This is a genomic window from Mesorhizobium sp. M8A.F.Ca.ET.208.01.1.1 (genome assembly GCF_004791315.1).
Classification (GTDB): domain Bacteria; phylum Pseudomonadota; class Alphaproteobacteria; order Rhizobiales; family Rhizobiaceae; genus Mesorhizobium.
This window is the reverse complement of the sequence record NZ_SRUT01000005.1, coordinates 169053-188684: the sequence shown is the minus strand read 5'-3', so window position 1 is coordinate 188684 and position 19632 is coordinate 169053. Positions and strand designations below refer to the sequence as shown.

The window sequence follows — 19632 nt, the reverse complement described above, 5'->3', positions numbered from 1 at the left end:
GTTCTGGTCTTCAGTGAAGGTTAGGCTGGGGCCCCTGCCCCTTTTCGTCGATCATAAAGCCGCGCTGGAAGCGGTCGAGGCGGAAGCGTTTGGCTTCCTCATGCGGTTCGTCGCGGGCGAGCAGATGCGCGAAGGTCAGGCCTGAGGCAGGTGTCGCCTTGAAACCGCCGTAGCACCAGCCGGCATTGATGTAGAGGCCGTCGACCGGCGAGCGATCGATGATCGGCGTGCCGTCCATGGACATGTCCATGATGCCGCCCCACTGGCGCAGCATGCGCACCCGGCCGATCATCGGCATCAGCGCCATGCCGCCTTCGCAGACATCCTCCATGACCGGCATGTTGCCGCGCTGGGCATAGGAATTGTAGCCGTCGAGATCACCGCCGAAGACCAGGCCGCCCTTGTCGGACTGGCTGACGTAGAAATGGCCGGCGCCAAAGGTGATGACGCCGGGAATGAGTGGCTTGATCGCTTCCGACACGAAGGCCTGCAGCACGTGGCTTTCGATCGGCAGGCGCAGGCCGGCCATCGCCGCCACCTTCGAGGAGCTGCCAGCGACCGCCATGCCGACCTTGCCGGCGCCGATCCTGCCACGCGACGTCTCGACACCGGTGATCGCGCCGTTCTGGTCGCGGATGAAGCCGGTCACTTCGCAGTTCTGGATGACATCGACGCCAAGCTTGTCAGCCGCGTGGGCATAGCCCCACACGACGGCGTCGTGGCGCGCCGTGCCCGCGCGGCGTTGCAGCAGTCCGCCCTGGATCGGGAAGCGTGCATTGTCGTAGTTGAGGAACGGCAGCATCTTGCGGATCTGCGTGGCGTCGAGCAGATCGGCGTCGATGCCGTTGATGCGCATGACGTTGCCGCGCCGCGCGAAGGCGTCGCGCTGGGCGTCGGAATGGTAGAGGTTGATGATGCCGCGCTGGCTGACCATCGTGTTGTAGTTGAGGTCCTGTTCCATCCGCTCCCACAGCTTCATCGACAGCTCGTAGAAGCCGGTATTGCCGGGCAGCATGTAGTTGGAGCGGATGATGGTGGTGTTGCGGCCGGCATTGCCGGAGCCGATCCAGCCCTTTTCCAGTACGGCGACATTCCTGATGCCGTATTTGTGGGCCAGGAAATAGGCAGTGGCCAGCCCGTGGCCGCCGCCGCCGATGATCACGACGTCATAACGACTTTTAGGCGCCGGGTCACGCCAGGTACGGGACCAGTTTTTGTGCCCGGACAATGCCGCACGCGCCAGGGAGAAGATGGAGTATTTCATCGGGTCAATTCTGCGAAAGTTGCACTTCCAAAATGTTCGAAAACGGCTCCGCCGGGCCCTGGGAGGTAGCGGAGGCGGCAACGGAGCCGTTTTCCACGCGGACTCTTTGGATTTAGACGTCCAGTGTGTGATCGCGTTCCCATTGCGTGAAATGGGAGGCATAGGAGTTCCATTCCTGATGCTTCAGCTTGAGAAACGCCGTCGAAAACTCCTCGCCCATCGCGGCCTTGAGTTCGATGTCCTTGTCGTATTGGCGCAGCGCGTCGAGCAGGTTTAGCGGTAGCTTCGGACCGTTGGTTACGCTGTGGCCGTCCTTGTACATGTCGATGTCGGAGCGTTCGCCCGGATCGGCTTTCGTGCGAATTCCGGAAAGACCAGCAGCGAGAATGACGGCCTGCATGAGATAAGGGTTGGCGGCGCCATCGGGCAGGCGGAGTTCGAAGCGGCCAGGGCCAGGCACGCGCACCATGTGGGTTCGGTTGTTGCCGGTCCAGGTCACCGTGTTGGGAGCCCATGTCGCGCCGGAGATCGTGCGTGGGGCATTGATGCGCTTGTAGGAATTGACCGTGGGATTGGTGATCGCGGCAAGTGCCGAGGCATGCTTCATGATCCCGCCGAGGAAATGCCGGCCCTGTTGGGAAAGGCCCAGCTCCATGCTCTTGTCTGCGAACGCATTGGTTTTGCCGGCAAGGTCCCATACCGAGATGTGGGCGTGGCAGCCATTTCCGGTCAGACCCTGGAATGGCTTCGGCATGAAGGTGGCGCGCAAGCCGTTCTTTTCTGCGATCGACTTGACCATGAACTTGAAGAACGAGTGCTTGTCCGCGGTCGGCAGCACGTCGTCATACTGCCAGTTCATCTCGAACTGGCCGTTCGCGTCCTCATGGTCATTCTGATAGGGGTTCCAGCCAAGCTCCAGCATGGCGTCACAGATCTCGGCGATGACATCGTAGCGACGCATGACGGCCTGCTGGTCGTAGCAGGACTTCGCCGCGGTATCGTACTCGTCGGAGATTTTTTCTCCCCCCGGCGTCGTCAGGAAGAACTCCGGCTCGACACCGGTCTTGACGCGCATGCCCAATTCGGCCGCGTCCGCCACCAGACGCTTGAGTGTGTTGCGTGGCGCCTGTTCGACGCCTTTGCCTTCCATCACGCAGTCTGAGGCGACCCAGGCTACATCCCGCTTCCACGGCAGTTGGATGACGGAGGAGGCATCCGGAACCGCCAGCATGTCGGGATGTGCCGGCGTCAGGTCGAGCCAGGTGGCGAAGCCGGCAAAACCGGCACCATCCTTCTGCATGTCGGCGATTGCTTGAGCGGGAACCAGCTTGGCGCGCTGCCCACCAAAAAGGTCGGTATAGGAGATCATGAAATACTTGATGCTCCGCGCCTTGGCGAATTCACCCAGATCGGTTGCCGCCTTAGGCTCCAGTTTGCTCTCGAAAGCCGTTCCCATAGCTTGTCTCTCCCAGCTTTGCTGAATCAGAAGGTGTTTTTGCCCGGTACCCAGTTCGTGCCAGCCAAAGGCACGCCGGCCATGGCTGCTGACTCAAGCGTCAGGGCACAAAGGTCCTCCGGCTCCAGATTGTGCAGATGATTCTTCCCGCACGCACGCGCGATCGTCTGCGCTTCCAGCGTCATCACCTTCAGGTAGTTGGCCAACCGTCGCCCCGCCGCGATCGGATCGACCCGCTTCATCAGCTCGGGGTCCTGCGTGGTGATACCGGCCGGATCCTTGCCTTCGTGCCAGTCGTCATATGCGCCAGCAGTGGTTCCAAGTTTCTGGTACTCGGACTCCCAACGCGGATCGTTGTCGCCTAGAGCAATAAGCGCCGCCGTTCCGATCGACACGGCATCGGCCCCCAGCGCCAACGCCTTGGCGACATCGGCGCCGTTGCGGATGCCTCCAGAGACGATGAGTTGCACCTTTCGGTGCATGCCGAGATCTTGCAACGCCTGGACGGCGGGCCGAATGCAGGCAAGTATAGGCTGGCCCACGTTTTCAATAAACACTTCCTGGGTTGCGGCGGTGCCGCCCTGCATTCCATCAAGCACGACCACGTCGGCACCCGCCTTCACCGCAAGCGCGGTGTCATAATAAGGACGTGCGCCACCGACCTTGACGTAGATAGGCTTTTCCCAATCGGTGATCTCACGGATCTCGAGAATCTTGATCTCAAGATCGTCAGGTCCTGTCCAGTCAGGATGCCGGCAAGCCGAACGCTGGTCGATCCCCTTGGGCAACGTGCGCATTTCGGCAACACGGTCAGAGATCTTCTGGCCAAGCAGCATGCCGCCGCCGCCGGGCTTAGCGCCCTGGCCTACAACGATCTCGATTGCGTCGGCGCGGCGAAGATCGCGCGGGTTCATTCCATAACGCGAGGGCAGATACTGATAGACCAGCGTTTGCGAGTGGCCTCGTTCTTCCTCGGTCATCCCGCCATCGCCGGTAGTCGTTGATGTTCCCGACAGCGTGGCACCGCGTCCCAGCGCCTCTTTGGCTGGGCCAGACAGCGAGCCAAAACTCATGCCGGCAACAGTGATCGGGATCTTCAATGTAATCGGCTTCTTGGCGTTGCGTGCGCCGAGTATGACGGTCGTGTCACACTTTTCACGGTAACCTTCGAGCGGATAGCGGGAGATTGACGCGCCGAGGAACAAAAGGTCATCGAAGTGCGGGAGCTTGCGCTTGGCGCCGCTACCGCGAATATCGTAGATGCCCGTGGCCGCGGCGCGGCGGATTTCCGACATCGTATAGTCGTCGAACGTCGCGGATTTGCGCGGGATGGTTGGCGGATTCTGATAGGTCATGATGCTGGCCTCAATACGCGGCGGCGTTGTCGATGTTGAAATTGTACAAGGTGCGCGCGGAGCCGTAGCGCGTGAACTCCTCCGGCTTCACGCCCTTGACACCGGCGCGGTCGAGCAGTTCCTGCAGCTTGGCGATGTGCTCGGGACGCATTTCCTTGGCGATGCAGTCGGCTCCAAGGCTCTGGACCTTGCCCCTGACGAACAACTTCGCTTCGTAGATGGAGTCTCCGAGCGCGTCTCCCGCATCGCCGAGTACCACCAGATGCCCTGATTGCGCCATGAAAGCCGACATGTGTCCGATATCGCCATGAACGACGATATCGATGCCCTTCATGGAGATCCCGCAGCGCGAAGAGGCATTGCCTTCAATAACCAGCAAGCCACCCCTGCCGGTAGCGCCAGCGTACTGGCTGGCGTCACCCTTCACGATGATTTCACCCGACATCATGTTTTCGCCAACACCAGGTCCGGCCGACCCATGTACCGTAATGGTGCCCTGGCTATTCATGCCGCCGCAGTAATAGCCAACGCTGCCCCTGATATCGACAGTGATTGGCTGGTCCACTCCAGCAGCGACAGCATGGCCGCCGCCGGGGTTTAGAATTTCCCAAGCCGTCTCGTTGGACCCCGGCTTGATGTTGTGGAGCGCATGGTTGAGTTCCCGTAGCGGCGTCTTGGCAAGATCGAACTTAACCGCTGAATGGTCCGAACTGCGCGGCGCTGCGGCCGTGGCAAGATTGGTCGTATGCATACCTCAATGCTCCCAGAAATAAACAGTTGCTGGCTCAGGTTCCCAAACCTTGGCGTTTTCTATGCCAGGCAGCATCGCGAGAGCGCGATATTCCGACCCGAACGCCACATACTGGTCGGTTTCGGCGAGAACTGCCGGCTTGCAGGCGATGGGGTCGCGGACCACGCCGAAGCCTGATTTGGTGCCCACGACAAAAGTGAAGAAGCCATCCAGATCGCCGAGTGTGTGCTCCAGCGCTTCGCCAAGCTTCATACCGTGAGCCATCTTCGATGAAAGATAAGCAGCCGCCACCTCGGTATCATTCTCGGTTTCGAACTTCATGCCTTCGCGCTTGAGTTCACGACGAAGGTTGTTGTGGTTCGACAGCGAGCCGTTATGAACCAGACACTGGTCCGGCCCCGTGGAAAACGGATGGGCGCCCATGGTCGTCACCGCCGATTCGGTGGCCATACGGGTATGACCGATGCCGTGCGTTCCAATCATCTTGGACAGGCCGAAACGATCGACCACGTCCCCAGGCAAGCCCACTTCCTTGTAAATTTCGACGTTATCGCCCGAACCCATGACGCGGATCGATGGCCTGATCTCGCCAAGCGCCGCACGGGTCGCATCGATCTGGTCTGAGGGGACGTCGATGACGGCATGCGTCGAATTGACAGCGACCTTGACCTCGACGCCAAGCTTCTTGCGCAGCTCCGCTGCCAATCCGGCAAAATCGGACTGCGGCGACTGCGACTGAATGGTGACCTTGGCGCGGCCAGGGGTGGCAGGTCCGTAGATAGCGATGCCCGCACTATCAGGTCCGCGATCCGTCATAGAGATCAACATCTCGGACAACATCGCACCCAATTGGGATTGAAGCGATTTGTCCTTCAAAAAAAGCCCCACGATTCCGCACATGACGGCCACTCCATAGTGATTGCAGCTGACAATTTTGGTAGCAGGTCCAAATTGCCAAATCAACTGTCATGAATTTTTTTTTCCTCAGGGAGAAATAGGCGGACACCACTTTTTTCTCGCATACAGGCCAGAACCATACCCAACTGATGATAGCAGCGAGAGCCAACTATCTGCTTTTTATAGAAATTCTCGAAGGCTGCCTGACAAGGCTGGCGAAGGCGTTGACGAGAATAGGCAACGCCGCTGGGTTTAGGGCCTCAGTCGGCCACAAAATAAACCCGTGTTCCCGTGGTCCTCTGCCCAGCTAATCCTGTCCGCCGCTCTGCGGATACGAGATGATGGAAAGGTAGCGCATTGGAAGTTTGATCAGTTCTTCCGGTCCGTGCGGGGCATCAGCATCGAAGAACAAGCTATCGCCAGGCAACATGCGGTAGAGCTTGCCGCCGTGGCGATACACAACCTCGCCCTCGAGCATGTAGAGAAATTCCATGCCATCATGCTGGAACATTGGAAAGACGTCGGAGTCTTCCGTTAAGGTAATGAGGTAGGGCTCGACCTCGACTCCGCTGGTGTTCGAACCGATATGGCCAAGCAAGGTGTACTGATGACCTGCCCGGGTGCCACGCCGTTCAACGTCCATGCCCTCGCCTGCCTTGACGAAAACAGCGTTTCGATCCTCCTCGAAGCGTCGAAAAAAAGCCGTGATCGGCACGCCCAGGGCATTGGAAAGCGTCTGTAGCGTCGTCAAGGACGGTGATGTTATCCCGTTCTCGATCTTCGACAGCATGCCGAGCGAGATATTCGTGGTGCTCGCAAGGTCCGCGACAGTAATGCCCAGTTTCTTGCGAAAGGCTCGGACCTCGCGACCGATCGCAAGCTCAAGGACTTTCTCCCTGGCATCGCGAACGGCATGGGGATCCTGGGACAAGACAGCAGAACGTGCGACGGCTGGCGCCGCGGGCGGTTTGCCCTCTGGCTCGTTGACAGACACCTTGGCGGCCGTCACAAGCTTTTTGACTTTTGCCATTTCGAACCGCCCAAATCCCAGACCCTACGATTTCACTTTAGGTAAACATATTTGCCACACCTTACAATACGCCGACTCCTGGCACGGGGCACGGCTGGCTGTCATCGAAGCGTTGTCAAAGGGTGCCGGCACTATCCGGGCGCCCGAGGACACTGAAGGTCAGCGCATCAGGACAATCTGAATATCGGCAGCATTGGTGCCGGTCGCGCCGGTAATCAACAAGTCGCCTGAGCCAGCAAGCGCCCGGTAGGAATCGTTGTTCTCGAGGCTGCTGACGGGATCGAGGCCCGTCTTCCGCATCCGGTCAAGCGAGCCAGCATCAACTATGCCGCCCGCTGCATCCGTCGGTCCGTCAAGACCGTCGGTTCCAGCACTGAGAAGAACCCATGGTCTGCCTATAGGCAAATGTTCGTTCAGCAGAGCAAAGCGTAAGGCGAGCTCCTGATTACGCCCGCCGGTTCCACTACCCCTCACCTTTACGGTGGTTTCCCCGCCAAAGACCAGTGCCACAGGCGCATTGTGTTCGGCGGCCGTGCGTGCGCGTTTGTGGAGCGTGGCTGCAGCAGCAAGGACATCTCCGCAAAGCCAGTCATTTGGGTGAACCACGGAATGAAACCGGATGCGGGCCTTGTCAGCTACCCTTCGCTGACTGATCAGATTGCTCCCGACAATGACATTCTCGACATTGTCGAAATCATACGCGGCCTCGTCAGGTACCGCTTGGAACTCATCAAGCCGGCAATTCAAAGCGGTGGTTAACTTCGGCCGCAGTCCATATTTATCAAGCACCTCAACTGCTCGTCGGGCCGAGACATCGGGCATCGCGGTAGGTCCGCTGGCGATTGCCGAGACGTTGTCGCCACGAACGTCCGAGAGAATTAAGGATAATACGCGGGCTTTTCCCGCCAAACGGGCAAGCTGGCCGCCTTTAAGTCGCGAGAACAATGGCCGGACGGAATTGATCTCGCCAATGTCCGCCCCGGAGTGAACCAATACTTTGTTGAGGGCTATCTTGTCGGCGAGTCCGATGCCCAACGGCGGCGCACACAGCAAGGCCGAGCCGCCACCGCTGACCAAAACAAGAACCAGGTCGCCGTCCCGCGCGTCCGCAACGGCATTCTCGATCGCCGCTGCGCCCGCAATGCTGCCCTGATCCGGGATCGGGTGGCCGCCAGTCATCACCTGGACCCCATCAATGGGGTCCATGTTCTCGTGATTGGTGAGGGCGGTGGCCGTCTCCAACTTGTCGCGGACAAAAGGCAGGGCAGCCCGCGTCATGGAGCAGGCTGCCTTGCCGAAGGCGACCAGAATGATCCGCGACGCCCGCTCGAGCAGTTCACTGCGCTCAAGCAACGCCACGGACACTGCGTGTTCAGGATTTGCCGCCGCCACGCCCTCGCGAAACAGGGCTACAGCCTCTTGCCGAAGGGCCTTGAGCACGCCCGCCGATCGGATGACCACCTAGGTCACCCTGTCGGGCGGTTGGCGCCCCTCGGAGAAGGCGATCAAGTTGTCCACCGCCTTCATCCCCATCGCCACGCGTGTCTCTTCGGTGGCAGAGCCTAGGTGCGGAAGTAGAACAACATTGTCCAATCGCAAGAGCCGTTCGGGGACGAGAGGCTCTTCGGCAAATACATCCAGGCCGGCGCCAGCGATGGTGCGGTTCTCGAGCGCCTGAATAAGCGCATCCTGATCGACAACGTCACCCCTGGCCGTATTGATCAAAAATCCACCCGGCTTCATTGCGCCGATGCGCCTGCCGTCGATCAAGTGTCGATTTTCGGCCCCTCCGGGGCAATGCAGCGACACGAAATCCGATCGATTGAGGACTTCTTCGATGCTTGATACCTGCGTGGCAGCCATCGCCCGGAGCTCATCATCATCCACGCGCGAGCGATTGAAGAATATGATGTCCATGCCAAAGCCGAAACGGGCACGCTTCGCAACTGCCTTGCCTATGCGCCCCATCCCGATGATGCCTAGCGTCTTGCCCGAAACTTTGGCGCCAATCATATGGGTCGGACACCATCCCGACCATTTTCCCGCCCGCAATTGGCGTTCGCCCTCGCCGGTGCGCCTCGCAACCGCGAGCAGCAAGCTCAGGGCAATATCGGCGGTGCAATCCGTCAGTACGCCTGGCGTGTTTGTCACTAGGATGCCGCGCTGCCTGGCGGCATCGAGATCGATGTGACTGAACCCAACTCCGAAATTTGCGATCAACTTGGTGCGCCCGTCCTCATCGGGAAAAACAGACGCGGGCAGCTTGTCGCTGACCGTCGGCAGAATCGCATCAAAGCCCGCCATCGCGGCCTTGAGCTGCGTCGATGTGAAAGGAATATCTCCCTGGTTCAGCGTGACGTCGAAGCGTTCCGCAAGGACGCGCTCGACAGCGTCGGGCCAACGCCTCGTCACAATTATGCGCGGCTTCATGCGAGTTCCTCGCCGGTTGGATAAGGATCGCCCGTCAAAACCAATCCCGATTGCACGAACTCGGATCAGGCGGCTTTCATTTGCTCGGCGAGCACGCCGGCCACTGTAGCGCCGAACGCGGCGGGTGTCGGCACAATGGTCACGCCGGCGTCACGCAGGATCTCCACCTTCTCCTGTGCAGACTCGCCGAAGGCGGAAATGATTGCTCCGGCATGGCCCATACGTCTTCCCTTCGGCGCAGAGAGCCCGGCGATGTAGGCGATCAACGGTTTCTTCATATTCGATCTGGCCCACTCGGCGGCCTCGGCTTCTTGCGATCCGCCGATTTCACCAATCATGACCACCGCGTCGGTGTCATCATCCTTCTCGAACAGTTCAAGAATGTCGCGGAAGGACGACCCATTGATCGGGTCGCCGCCGATGCCGACGCTGGTCGATACACCGATGCCGAGCGCCTTCATCTGCGAGGCCGCCTCATAGCCGAGCGTGCCGGAGCGGCCGACGATGCCGACGCGGCCGGGCAGGTAGATGTTGCCCGGCATGATGCCCATCAGCGCCTGTCCCGGCGTGATCATGCCGGCGCAGTTCGGGCCGATCAGCCGCATGCGGTCCTCGAAGCGGTAGCGGCGCATGTAGCGCTTTACCTGCATCATGTCCTGCGAGGGGATGCCGTCGGTGATGCAGACGCAGAGTTTGATGCCGGCGTCGGCGGCTTCCATGATCGAATCTGCGGCGAAGGGCGGCGGCACGAAGACGATGCTCGCTTCCGCGCGGGTCTCACGCACGGCGCCCTTGACCGTGTTGAAGACGGGCAGGCCGAGATGCGTCTGGCCGCCCTTGCCGGGCGTGACGCCACCAACCACCTTGGTCCCGTATCGCTGCATATCCTCGGCATGAAAACTGCCGATCTTCCCGGTAAACCCCTGGACGATGACGCGGGTGCTGCGGTTGAGCAGGATTGCCATTTTCTCGACCTCCCTCAGGCTGCTTTTTTCTTGGTGGCCGCGCGCCAGGCGGCGACGGCCTTTTCGGCGGCTTCCGCCAGCGTGTCGGCGACAATCACCGCCTCGCCTGAATCGGCCAGGATGCGGCGCCCTTCCTCGACCTTGGTGCCGGCAAGCCGCACCACCAGCGGCACGTTGACGCCGACTTCCCGTATTGCCTTGATGACGCCCTCCGCAACCCAGTCGCAGCGGTTGATGCCGGCGAAGATGTTGACCAGGATGGTCTCGACATTCTTGTCGCCAAGCACGGCGCGGAAGGATTTCGCGACCCGCTCCGGCGAGGCGCCACCGCCGATGTCGAGGAAGTTGGCCGGCTCGCCGCCGGCGATCTTGATCATGTCCATCGTCGCCATGGCGAGGCCGGCGCCGTTGATGATGCAGCCAATATTGCCGTCGAGGCCGACATAGGAGAGGCCGCGGTCGCTGGCGAAGGTTTCGCGTGGGTCTTCCTGGCTCTTGTCGCGCAGTTCGGAGATTTCCGGCCGCCGGAACAAGGCGTTCTCGTCGAACGACATCTTGGCGTCCAGGGCCATCAGATTGCCGTCTCCGGTGATGACCAATGGGTTGATTTCCAGCATCGCGGCGTCATAGTCGCGAAACACCCGATAGCAACCCAGAAGCGTCTCGGTCGCCTTTCCGATCAATTTGGTTTCCAGGCCCAGACCAAAGGCGATTTCGCGCGCCTGGTATTGCTGCATACCCGTACCGGGATCGACTGTTGCCCGAATGATCGAGTCAGGCTTTTTCTCCGCGATTTCTTCGATCTCCATGCCGCCAGAAGCGGAAGCTATGATCATGACCCTCTCGGCCTTACGATCCAGCACAAAGGCGAGATAGATTTCCTGTTGGATCTCGACCGTCTCCTCGATATAGAGCCGCGATACCAGCTTGCCGCGTGGGCCGGTCTGGTGGGTCACCAGCTTCCTGCCCAGCATGGACTCGGCGGCATCGCACACCTCCTGGTCGGAAGCACAGACTTTGATGCCGCCGGCCTTGCCGCGAGCGCCGGAATGAACCTGCGCCTTGACGACCCATTTGCTGCCGCCGATTTCGCTGGCACGATACGTTGCCTGCTCGGGGCTATAGGCCAGCCCGCCGCGCGGCACATGGATCCCATGACGGGAGAGCAATTCTTTCGCCTGATATTCGTGGATGTCCATGTCGAACTCCTCCTCAGTTCTGTGCGGCTTCGCGTAAATGCATCGGACGCTCGATGGCTTCGTGCGTGACCAGGACGTTGCGCGCCATGCGTTCCGATGCAGCGTCGATCATCTTGCCATCCAGAGACGCAGCACCCTTGCCCTGCTCCTCCGCTTCCTTGAGCACTTCAATGATCCGCCTGGCCCGCGTCACCTCCTTTTCCGGCGGTGAGAAGACGTCGTTGGCGAGCGCGACCTGCGAGGGGTGGATCGCCCATTTGCCTTCGATGCCGAGTGCGGCGGCGCGCCGGGCGGCCGCCTTGTAGCCTTCCGGATCGGAGAAATCGCCGAACGGCCCGTCAATGGCGCGCAGGCCATAGGCGCGGCAGGCGACGGTCATGCGCGACAGGGCGAAATGCCACTGGTCGCCGGGATAATCGGGGTTGAGGCCGCCAATGTTGACGGTCCGCGCCTTGTTGCTGGCGGCATAGTCGGCGACGCCAAAATGCATGGCCTCCAGCCGGCCGGGCGTCGCGGCGATGGCCTCGACATTGGCCATGCCGAGCGCGGTCTCGATCAGCGCTTCGAGACCGACCCGGGTCTTGTAGCCCTTGGCCATCTCGATCTGGTTGACCATGGCTTCGACCATGTAGAGGTCGGCCGACACGCCGACCTTCGGAACCAGAATGGTGTCCAGCCGGTCCCCGGCCTGTTCCATGACGTCCACGACGTCGCGGTACATGTAGTGCGTATCGAGACCGTTGATGCGCACCGATACGGTCTTGCCCTTGGCGCGCCAGTCGATGTCGTTGAGCGCCTGGATGATGTTCTTGCGGGCGCGCTCCTTGTCGGGCGGGGCGACGGCGTCCTCGATGTCGAGGAAGACGAAGTCGGCGGCGCTGTTGGCCGCCTTGTCGATCATTTCCGGGCTGGAGCCGGGAACCGCCAGTTCGCTGCGCTGCAGCCGCAATTTTTTCAAATGGTTGATGGTGTGGCTCATCGTCGGTTCCCCTCAGGCGGCTTCGGCGACCGGCATCGCGGCCGAGGCGCGGAAATGCTGGATGGCGGCGCCGACGCCGGAGCCCGGCGCCAGCTTGACGCCGCAGTCGAGCAGCGCCAGTTCGGCGGCGGACAGTGACGCCAGAACCATCACCTCGTTCAGCCAACCGAGATGACCGATGCGGAAGACCTTGCCCATCACCTTGTTGAGGCCGCCGCCGAGCGAGGTCTGATAGGTGCCGTAGGCGCGCTTGACGACGTCACCGCTGTCGATGCCTTCCGGCACCAGGATGGCGCTGACGGTGTCGGAGTGCCATTTCGGCGCCTTTGCGCACAGCTTCAGGCCCCAGGCGTCGACCGCCTTGCGCACGCCTTCGGCGAGGCGATGGTGACGGGCGAAGATGTTGTCGAGCCCTTCCTCAGCGATCAGATCGAGCGAGGCGCGCAGGCCGCGCAGCAGCTGTGTCGCCGGCGTGTAGGGGAAATAGCCGGCATCGTTGGCGCGGATCATGTCCTCGAACGAGAAATAGCAGCGCCGATGGGTCGCCTCTCTAGAGGCGGCGATGGCTTTTTTGCTGACCGATAAGAATCCGAGACCCGCAGGCATCATGAAGCCCTTTTGGGAACCGCTGACGGCGCAGTCGACACCCCATTCTTCCTGTCGGAAATCGATTGAGCCGATCGATGACACACCGTCGACGAAGAGCAGCGCAGGATGACCAATCGCGTCGAGTGTGGCACGGCAACCAGCGACATCACTGGTCACGCCGGTGGCGGTTTCGTTTTGCGTACAGAACACCGCTTTGATCTGGTGCCCCTTATCGGCCTTCAGCCGCTCGGCGTAGAGCTCGAGCGGAACACCGGTCCCCCACTCGCAATCGATTGCATCCACAACGAAGCCGAGACGTTCGGCCATGTCGATCCAAAGGTGCGAGAACTGGCCGAACCGTGACATCAGCACCCCGTCGCCGGGGCTCAGCACGTTGGTCATCGCCGCTTCCCAGGCGCCAGTGCCTGACGAGGGGTATATGAAGACGCGGCCGGTCTCGTTCTTGAACACCTTCTTGATGTCTTCAAACAACGGCAGCGTGAATTCCGGAAATGATCCGGCGCGCATGTCCTCCATCGGAACATTCATCGCCTGCCGGACCCGTTCAGGAACGTTGGTCGGTCCTGGGATGAAAAGATGGTTGTATCCGGCCATGACAGATTCTCCTCATATCGGCTTGGCGAATCCCGGCTCTGAAGGCATCGCCTGCTTCCGATTGGAGCATAGATATCTCGGCCCATTCGAAACAACACCCATCCGGGGAGAAAATACAAAGATCCCGCCTCGAAATAGGCCCATATGAGCACTCCATCATGACCCAAAAGGGTAGGACAAACCTACCCTTTTCAATTATACCGCACGCAAGACCACTGACAGTTATCAGTATGACTGTCTGTACTAGCCAGAGAAATTTGTGAATGACTTCGATGTCTTTTTTTACAACTAGAATTTTAAATAATATTGACCTGAGGTGCGGATATCTCTTTGGAACAATAAATCCGAGATAATATTTTTTGAATTATATTTTCCATCCGGAGCGAATCGACGTGATTGAGCGCCAGCTCGTCACTATGCATCTGTCGACGACAGGTGCGGCGTTGATGGCACATGGCCAACAACAGTCGGCTCCCGTTTGCAAACGTGGTCCGACCCGCTTCAAGCGATCTCTGAGCCTCTGGCGGAACCAGAACGACCAGTGCATCGAGCATGCGCCGGGGAAGCAGGTCCTTGCAATCACTCATTCGGCAGAAAACGGAGCTGATCGTCACATGCTGACCATCAACCGCAACCGACGGTTCGTCGGCCTCAGCCGCCCATTCTTCGTAAGAATCCAATGCATCCTGGAAAGACAAATGAAGCCCGAATGGGGCATGCCCGTCGTGAAGCGGCGGCAGAAAGCGCGACGCCTCGCATGAGCCACGTTGATGAAATCCGCCTGGGCAAACGTTGGCAATTTCCATGGAAATGACGAACTCCGCGCTCGGCGTTTCGCAAAAACATGCCTGCATATAGCACCTGTCTCGCAGGACGTTCTGCCTTTATCGGCCCAACCATAGCTTAACCAAACGAATACTACAAATAATATTTCTTTCCTAAAAGGAATATTTCTAAATCACCGGCGGGTGCGTGTTCGACCCAAAAGCGTGCTGCATCGCGGGCGTCTGGCGCGCGAAATCGGACAGGCGCATGCTGGAGCCTGATGGCAAGAACAAACCCTGCGTGAAGCGGCCTTCTTCAATGACCGACCGCCTGCGCCAGAACGTGGAGTGAATGACACCAGGTCGTCTGCCGGACTTAGCGGATAGTTTGCGGCACGCCCCGCTTCTTCTCTGCAGCATACAGCGCCACGGCCATAGCACGATTGCGTGCATCGAGCTTGTCGTAGAGATTTTTCAGATGGTATTTGACCGTGTTTTCGGAAAGACCGGTGCGCGTCGCGATCTGTAGATTGGTCCAACCGTCCGCCAGAACGGCCAGCAACTCTCGCTCCCGCGGTGTAAGTTTTGACAACGGTGTATCGTTAATTTTGGCGACATCGATGAAAGGTATGCAGATCCTGCCTCTCGCGACGACGAGTAACGTTTCGAAGAGAATACATGGATCGTCGAACTGATAGCAAAAGCCTTGTGCTCCCATGCGAACGCACTGTTTCAAAATGGCGGTGTCGTGCTCATTGGAGAAGACCACGACACGCACGTGAAGCTCGAGCCTTCGCAACGCGGCTAGGACCTCGCCACCATCCATATCTGACAGCTTCCAACCGACGACCGCGACATCAAAGGCGCAGACCGGCTCGGAAGCCGCCTTGATGAAGGCTTCCCCGCTCTGAACGCATTGTGCGAGTTCAAAACGCTGATCCTTGTTTATCATGTCGCAAAGGGCACTTAAGACCAGCGGGTTGCGGTCCGCGATCATAACCTTGAATCTGTTCACTTCGGCCATGGGTATTGTCGATCCTGAACCCGGTTTAATCGTAGATGGGGAACCTGCGCACCAGCGTGCCCACTTCTTCGCGAACTTCGTTCTCGACGGCCTTGTTGCCTTGTTCCCCGTTTGCCAGAAGCCCGTCGACAACCTTCATCGTCAATTTCCCTACCTGACGAAATTCTTCGGCCATGAAGCCGCGCGTCGTACAAGCGGGGGTCCCGAGCCTGATCCCAGAAGTGACTGCAGGGGTCTGCGGATCGAAGGGGATACCGTTCTTATTGCAGGTGATGTGAGCGCGACCGAGAGCGGCTTCCACAGTCTTTCCGGTCAATTGCTTGCGGCGCAGATCGACGAGCATCAGATGGGTGTCCGTGCCGCCGGACACGATGTCCACCCCACCAGCCGCGATGGTTTCGGCCAGAGCCTTGGCATTTGCGACAACATTGGCGGCATAGGTTTTGAACGCGGGCTTCAACGCCTCACCGAATGCAACCGCCTTGCCTGCGATAACATGCATCAAGGGTCCCCCTTGGATGCCTGGAAACACCGACGAGTTGATCTTCTTCCCAATCTCCTCGTCATTGGACAGCACCATGCCACCGCGCGGACCTCTCAGCGTCTTGTGCGTGGTGGTGCTCACGACATGCGCGTGCTGCAACGGATTGGGATGTACCCCGCCTGCAACCAGACCGGCAAAATGGGCCATGTCGACAAAGAGTTTGGCGCCAACTTCGTCACAGATGTTGCGGAAGATTTCGAAATCGATGATGCGAGGATAGGCCGAGCCGCCAGCCAGAATGAGTTTCGGCCGATGCTTGATTGCGAGATGACGCACCTCATCATAGTCAATCCGCTGATCCTGCGGCCTCACGCCATAGGAGACAACGTTGAACCACTTACCCGATTGGCTGACTGGAGATCCGTGAGTGAGGTGGCCGCCGGCGGCAAGGTTGAGCCCCATGAACGTGTCACCCGGCTGCATCAGCGCCATGAAGACCGACTGGTTCGCCTGGCTGCCAGAATTGGGCTGCACGTTGGCATAAGTGCAGTCGAACAGCTCCATGGCACGATTGCGGGCCAGTTCTTCTATCTCGTCGACATACTGGCAACCGCCGTAGTAACGCCGGCCAGGATATCCCTCGGCGTATTTGTTGGTCAGGACAGACCCTTGGGCCTCCAGCACCGCCTTTGAAACGATGTTTTCCGAAGCGATCAGTTCGATCTCGTCCCGCTGCCTTTGCAGTTCACGATTCATCGCGGCGTCGACGGCCGGATCGGATTCTGCAACGCCTGTGCGAAAGAACTGGCCGAGGCTGCCAAGGTCCGGTCTTGTCGGAATATTCATTTGTGTCCTCCTTATTCAGCACAATAGCGAGCTCTGATGCTAGCCGGTCCATCCAAGGCCAGCGGATATGCAGTTGATCGACAACAGAAGCGCATTGATTGCCCGCTTAGGACTTGGCTTCGAACCATCATGCGTTCGGACCTCATGCAGTAACTTCACCTGAAGCTTGTGGATGTCGTCCATCTGCGGTCGGGTTCGGTCGAAGTGGCGCTTAAACGCAGGAAAGCGTCGCGACAGGTCGACCGGGCCGGTGATCTCCCCGATTATGCGGCGCGTCAGCTGATATTCGGCAGCAATCTTCTTATGGATGCGCTCGCCTGTCTCAGGATCAGTGACAAGCCCGGCATATAGGCGGCCAATTTCCATGTCAGCCTGGTATAGCGTCTTGTCCACCTCATCGACGATCAGGCGGAAGAAACGCGAACGCTCGAACATCTGCTTCAGCAGATTAATGCCATGATCGCCTCGCACGGAGACGAACGAATTCAATGCGCTGCCGATACCGTACCATCCCGTCAGAAGATGACGGTTCTGGCTCCAGGCAAAGACCCACGGTATGGCTCGAAGATCAGCAAGGCTGCTTGCACCAAAACGACGCGGAGGTCTCGACCCGATCTTCAGGAGGGCGAGCTCTTCGACGGGACTCGCCTGGTTGAAATAGTCGATGAATCCCGGCTCGTTGATCAGGCTGGCATAGGAGGCCTGCGACATGCCGGTCAGGGCATCGAGCGCTTCTTCGAATTCCGGATTGTCCTTAAGTTCGGCCTCGTCGGCCGACTTGACGCTGTGGGCCAATACACTCGCGGCGAGGATTTCGAGCTGATAGAGCCCTGTTCCGCGATTGGCGAATTTCGAAGACACCACCTCGCCTTGTTCAGTCACGCGCATCACGCCACCAACTGTTTGCGCGGGCTGGGCCGCGATCGCCCTTCCAGTCGGCGCACCGCCACGGCTGACCGATCCACCACGACCATGGAAGAAGCTGATCTTGATCTTGTTTTTCTGACCCGTCCGCGTGAGTCGTTTCTGGGCTTTGCTCAATTCCCAGTTAGAGGCGAGGAACCCGCCATCCTTGTTGGAGTCAGAATAGCCGAGCATGATCTCCTGACGGTTGGCGAAGTCACGTATCGATCGACGAACAATCGACGTCGCCAGCAATTGATCCATGATCTCTGGTGCTGAGCGCAGATCGCCAATCGTTTCGAACAGGGGCACGACCTTGAGCCTGATCGTGCCAGATCCATCGAGAGCGGTCGCCAGACCGCAATACTGGGCAAGGAGGTATACCGCCAGAATGTCCTCGGGAGACTGTGTCATGGACAGGATGAAGGTGCCGATCGACGTGTTACCACTTTCAAGCGCAGCGTCGCGAATGACATCAAACAGATCGAGGAGTTCACGTGCTTCCTCACCAAGATTGTCTCGTTTGATCTCGAGCCGTTCGCCGGCGTGAAGGCTTTCGCGTATGCGCGCCGACCACTGTGGGCTTCCAGGTTGACACGCCGGAACATGCGGCGAGGCTGCTGCGAACAGTTCCGCCAGGACGCGATTGACCACCGTCGAATTCTGTCGGATATCCAGCGACACGGTGCGAAAACCAAAAGTATCGAGCTGCCTCACCAGCGGATGGACGAAGCGTTTGGCAATCAGATTGCCTCCGATGGCGTCAAGCACCTTCGAAAGCGTTAGCAGGTCCTTCCTGAAACCCTCTTCATTCTGATAGGCAACACCACTTCCCCTGCCATGCAGCGCATCAAGCCGACACAGCATGGCTGCAGCGAACTGCCGAAGAGGTTCATTCGAATTCCTCGTCGCGATCTGCTGTCCATCACCGCTTTTATCAAGCGCCACCGTCAGCGCAGATCCAAAGAACTCCGGCATATCGACAACATTGGAACTGGCACTCAAAACTGTGACCAGCCGCCGTACCTTTTCCCGGTACCATTCGATGGCCGCGTTGCGACACTCAGACAAGGCAAATGCAGTGATCTTTGCCGTCACATAGGGGTTGCCATCGCGATCGCCCCCAATCCAGGAACCATAGCGCATGAACGACGGCGTCTTGAGATCATGCTGCGGATAGTGCCGGCGCAATGCTCCCTCCAAGGTCTCATAGAGCTGCGTCGTCGCCTCAAAAATCACCTCACGAAAAAAATGCAATCCCCAGGCAATCTCTCGCTCGACGGAAGGGCGCTCCAGCCTTAGCTCGCCGGTCATCCACAGGATTTCGATCTCACTCTTCAGATCGCGGACCAGAGTATCGCGCTCACGTGGCGCCCATCGCTGCTGCTCCAGTTCCGTCAATTTGCGGTAGATGCGCCGGTGAATCTCAAGCACCGTCACGCGCTTTGCTTCGGTAGGGTGCGCCGTCATCGTCGGTCCGACACAGAGCCCGTTCAGGACCTCCTGTACAGTCGCGGCCGAGTAGCCTTGCGCTGCGATCTGGCCAACCACATTGGAGAATGACCCGATCACCTCGTCGGCCCCGCCGGCCTGCTCAAGCTCCCGGCGTGAGCGCATTGCAGCCAGTTCTCTGGCAATGGCCAGGAGCTGAAACCAGATGCCAGCGGCCTGCAGAGCGGCGATGCGCCGTTCCTTTGGCAATGTGTCGAGATCGACTTGCCCATTCAGCACTTCGGCTATGTCTGGCTCGCGTTCGGCCACAACCGACAAGAGCAGTCGGAACAGCAAGCTGCGGGCATCTTCACGGAAATTCATTGGCCGATTTTCTTCCAAAACATCGCCCTGCTCGTCTCTTGGGCGATGGTCCTGTTCCGGGAGCATGATCATCTTCGTGACCCTTCGGCCCCTGGGGCATACTTGAGGGGTTTCTGATATTCCTGCAATGAATTTTATATTCATATCAGTGTAAAAGCAACGCTTCAAGTAGCATATTGTCGGCGGCGTAGGATATAATTAAATGTAATTTTTTCAGATGCTTACAGCCTATGTCCCGCTCAGCAGCACCAGCCATCCTCCGGATGG

General features: G+C 59.1%; 16 protein-coding genes. 1 reads left to right on the top strand and 15 read right to left on the bottom strand.

What is annotated here, in order from left to right; all coding sequences use genetic code 11:
* Positions 1–10: 10 nt before the first annotated feature.
* The 12 genes from EN851_RS22810 to EN851_RS22755 all read right to left on the bottom strand — a co-directional run bounded on the left by EN851_RS22810 (position 11) and on the right by EN851_RS22755 (position 13529).
* Positions 11–1264 (bottom strand): sarcosine oxidase subunit beta family protein, encoded by a 1254-nt coding sequence (locus EN851_RS22810; RefSeq protein ID WP_135880810.1) that lies wholly within the window; start codon positions 1262–1264, stop codon positions 11–13.
* A 112-nt stretch (positions 1265–1376) separates the two neighbouring features.
* Positions 1377–2720: a type III glutamate--ammonia ligase gene (glnT, locus tag EN851_RS22805; RefSeq protein ID WP_135906906.1), complete on the bottom strand. Its 1344-nt coding sequence runs from the start codon at positions 2718–2720 to the stop codon at positions 1377–1379.
* Positions 2721–2746: 26 nt separating this feature from the next.
* The gene (locus EN851_RS22800; protein WP_135880812.1) at positions 2747–4075 is read right to left on the bottom strand and encodes an FMN-binding glutamate synthase family protein; all 1329 of its coding nucleotides are present in this window, start codon (positions 4073–4075) and stop codon (positions 2747–2749) included.
* 10 nt (positions 4076–4085) lie between these two features.
* Complete coding sequence (locus tag EN851_RS22795; RefSeq protein WP_135906904.1) at positions 4086–4826, bottom strand: GXGXG domain-containing protein; 741 nt, start codon at positions 4824–4826, stop codon at positions 4086–4088.
* 3 nt (positions 4827–4829) lie between these two features.
* Positions 4830–5726, bottom strand: a complete 897-nt coding sequence (locus EN851_RS22790) for a glutamine amidotransferase family protein (RefSeq protein ID WP_135906902.1) — start codon at positions 5724–5726, stop codon at positions 4830–4832.
* 304 nt (positions 5727–6030) lie between these two features.
* Positions 6031–6753 (bottom strand): XRE family transcriptional regulator, encoded by a 723-nt coding sequence (locus EN851_RS22785; protein WP_135880815.1) that lies wholly within the window; start codon positions 6751–6753, stop codon positions 6031–6033.
* A gap of 159 nt (positions 6754–6912) precedes the next feature.
* Positions 6913–8214, bottom strand: coding sequence for a DUF4147 domain-containing protein (locus tag EN851_RS22780; protein WP_135906900.1), 1302 nt, complete (start codon positions 8212–8214; stop codon positions 6913–6915).
* A complete protein-coding gene (locus EN851_RS22775) occupies positions 8215–9183 on the bottom strand; it encodes a D-glycerate dehydrogenase (protein ID WP_135906898.1) in 969 nt (322 codons plus the stop codon).
* A gap of 65 nt (positions 9184–9248) precedes the next feature.
* Entirely contained in the window at positions 9249–10148 is a 900-nt protein-coding gene (gene sucD, locus EN851_RS22770) for a succinate--CoA ligase subunit alpha (RefSeq protein WP_135880818.1), read from the bottom strand.
* A 14-nt stretch (positions 10149–10162) separates the two neighbouring features.
* Positions 10163–11347 carry a malate--CoA ligase subunit beta gene (locus EN851_RS22765; protein ID WP_135880819.1) on the bottom strand — a complete coding sequence of 395 codons (1185 nt, stop codon included), beginning with the start codon at positions 11345–11347 and terminating at the stop codon, positions 10163–10165.
* Positions 11348–11360: 13 nt separating this feature from the next.
* Positions 11361–12326 carry a CoA ester lyase gene (locus EN851_RS22760; protein WP_135906896.1) on the bottom strand — a complete coding sequence of 322 codons (966 nt, stop codon included), beginning with the start codon at positions 12324–12326 and terminating at the stop codon, positions 11361–11363.
* Between the two features lie 12 nt (positions 12327–12338).
* Positions 12339–13529: an aminotransferase class V-fold PLP-dependent enzyme gene (locus EN851_RS22755; protein WP_135906894.1), complete on the bottom strand. Its 1191-nt coding sequence runs from the start codon at positions 13527–13529 to the stop codon at positions 12339–12341.
* Between the two features lie 359 nt (positions 13530–13888).
* On the opposite strand from EN851_RS22755, the gene EN851_RS36425 reads away from it, so the two are divergent.
* Entirely contained in the window at positions 13889–14290 is a 402-nt protein-coding gene (locus tag EN851_RS36425; protein WP_167531267.1) for a hypothetical protein, read from the top strand.
* 379 nt (positions 14291–14669) lie between these two features.
* On the opposite strand, the gene EN851_RS22745 is transcribed toward EN851_RS36425, so the two are convergent.
* The 3 genes from EN851_RS22745 to EN851_RS22735 are packed head-to-tail and all read right to left on the bottom strand — an operon-like array spanning position 14670 to position 19437.
* The gene (locus EN851_RS22745) at positions 14670–15317 is read right to left on the bottom strand and encodes a response regulator transcription factor (protein WP_135906892.1); all 648 of its coding nucleotides are present in this window, start codon (positions 15315–15317) and stop codon (positions 14670–14672) included.
* Positions 15318–15342: 25 nt separating this feature from the next.
* Positions 15343–16647, bottom strand: coding sequence for a serine hydroxymethyltransferase (gene glyA, locus EN851_RS22740; protein ID WP_135906890.1), 1305 nt, complete (start codon positions 16645–16647; stop codon positions 15343–15345).
* Between the two features lie 39 nt (positions 16648–16686).
* Positions 16687–19437, bottom strand: a complete 2751-nt coding sequence (locus EN851_RS22735) for a phosphoenolpyruvate carboxylase (protein WP_245511648.1) — start codon at positions 19435–19437, stop codon at positions 16687–16689.
* Positions 19438–19632: the final 195 nt, after the last annotated feature.

What these genes read in the sequence shown, in the direction of transcription:
- EN851_RS22810 (WP_135880810.1), bottom strand. Translation starts at nt 1,264, where the DNA reads ATGAAATACTCCATCTTCTCCCTGGCGCGTGCGGCATTGTCCGGGCAC.
- glnT (WP_135906906.1), bottom strand. Translation starts at nt 2,720, where the DNA reads ATGGGAACGGCTTTCGAGAGCAAACTGGAGCCTAAGGCGGCAACCGAT.
- EN851_RS22800 (WP_135880812.1), bottom strand. Translation starts at nt 4,075, where the DNA reads ATGACCTATCAGAATCCGCCAACCATCCCGCGCAAATCCGCGACGTTC.
- EN851_RS22795 (WP_135906904.1), bottom strand. Translation starts at nt 4,826, where the DNA reads ATGCATACGACCAATCTTGCCACGGCCGCAGCGCCGCGCAGTTCGGAC.
- EN851_RS22790 (WP_135906902.1), bottom strand. Translation starts at nt 5,726, where the DNA reads ATGTGCGGAATCGTGGGGCTTTTTTTGAAGGACAAATCGCTTCAATCC.
- EN851_RS22785 (WP_135880815.1), bottom strand. Translation starts at nt 6,753, where the DNA reads ATGGCAAAAGTCAAAAAGCTTGTGACGGCCGCCAAGGTGTCTGTCAAC.
- EN851_RS22775 (WP_135906898.1), bottom strand. Translation starts at nt 9,183, where the DNA reads ATGAAGCCGCGCATAATTGTGACGAGGCGTTGGCCCGACGCTGTCGAG.
- sucD (WP_135880818.1), bottom strand. Translation starts at nt 10,148, where the DNA reads ATGGCAATCCTGCTCAACCGCAGCACCCGCGTCATCGTCCAGGGGTTT.
- EN851_RS22765 (WP_135880819.1), bottom strand. Translation starts at nt 11,347, where the DNA reads ATGGACATCCACGAATATCAGGCGAAAGAATTGCTCTCCCGTCATGGG.
- EN851_RS22760 (WP_135906896.1), bottom strand. Translation starts at nt 12,326, where the DNA reads ATGAGCCACACCATCAACCATTTGAAAAAATTGCGGCTGCAGCGCAGC.
- EN851_RS22755 (WP_135906894.1), bottom strand. Translation starts at nt 13,529, where the DNA reads ATGGCCGGATACAACCATCTTTTCATCCCAGGACCGACCAACGTTCCT.
- EN851_RS22745 (WP_135906892.1), bottom strand. Translation starts at nt 15,317, where the DNA reads ATGGCCGAAGTGAACAGATTCAAGGTTATGATCGCGGACCGCAACCCG.
- glyA (WP_135906890.1), bottom strand. Translation starts at nt 16,647, where the DNA reads ATGAATATTCCGACAAGACCGGACCTTGGCAGCCTCGGCCAGTTCTTT.
- EN851_RS22735 (WP_245511648.1), bottom strand. Translation starts at nt 19,437, where the DNA reads ATGATCATGCTCCCGGAACAGGACCATCGCCCAAGAGACGAGCAGGGC.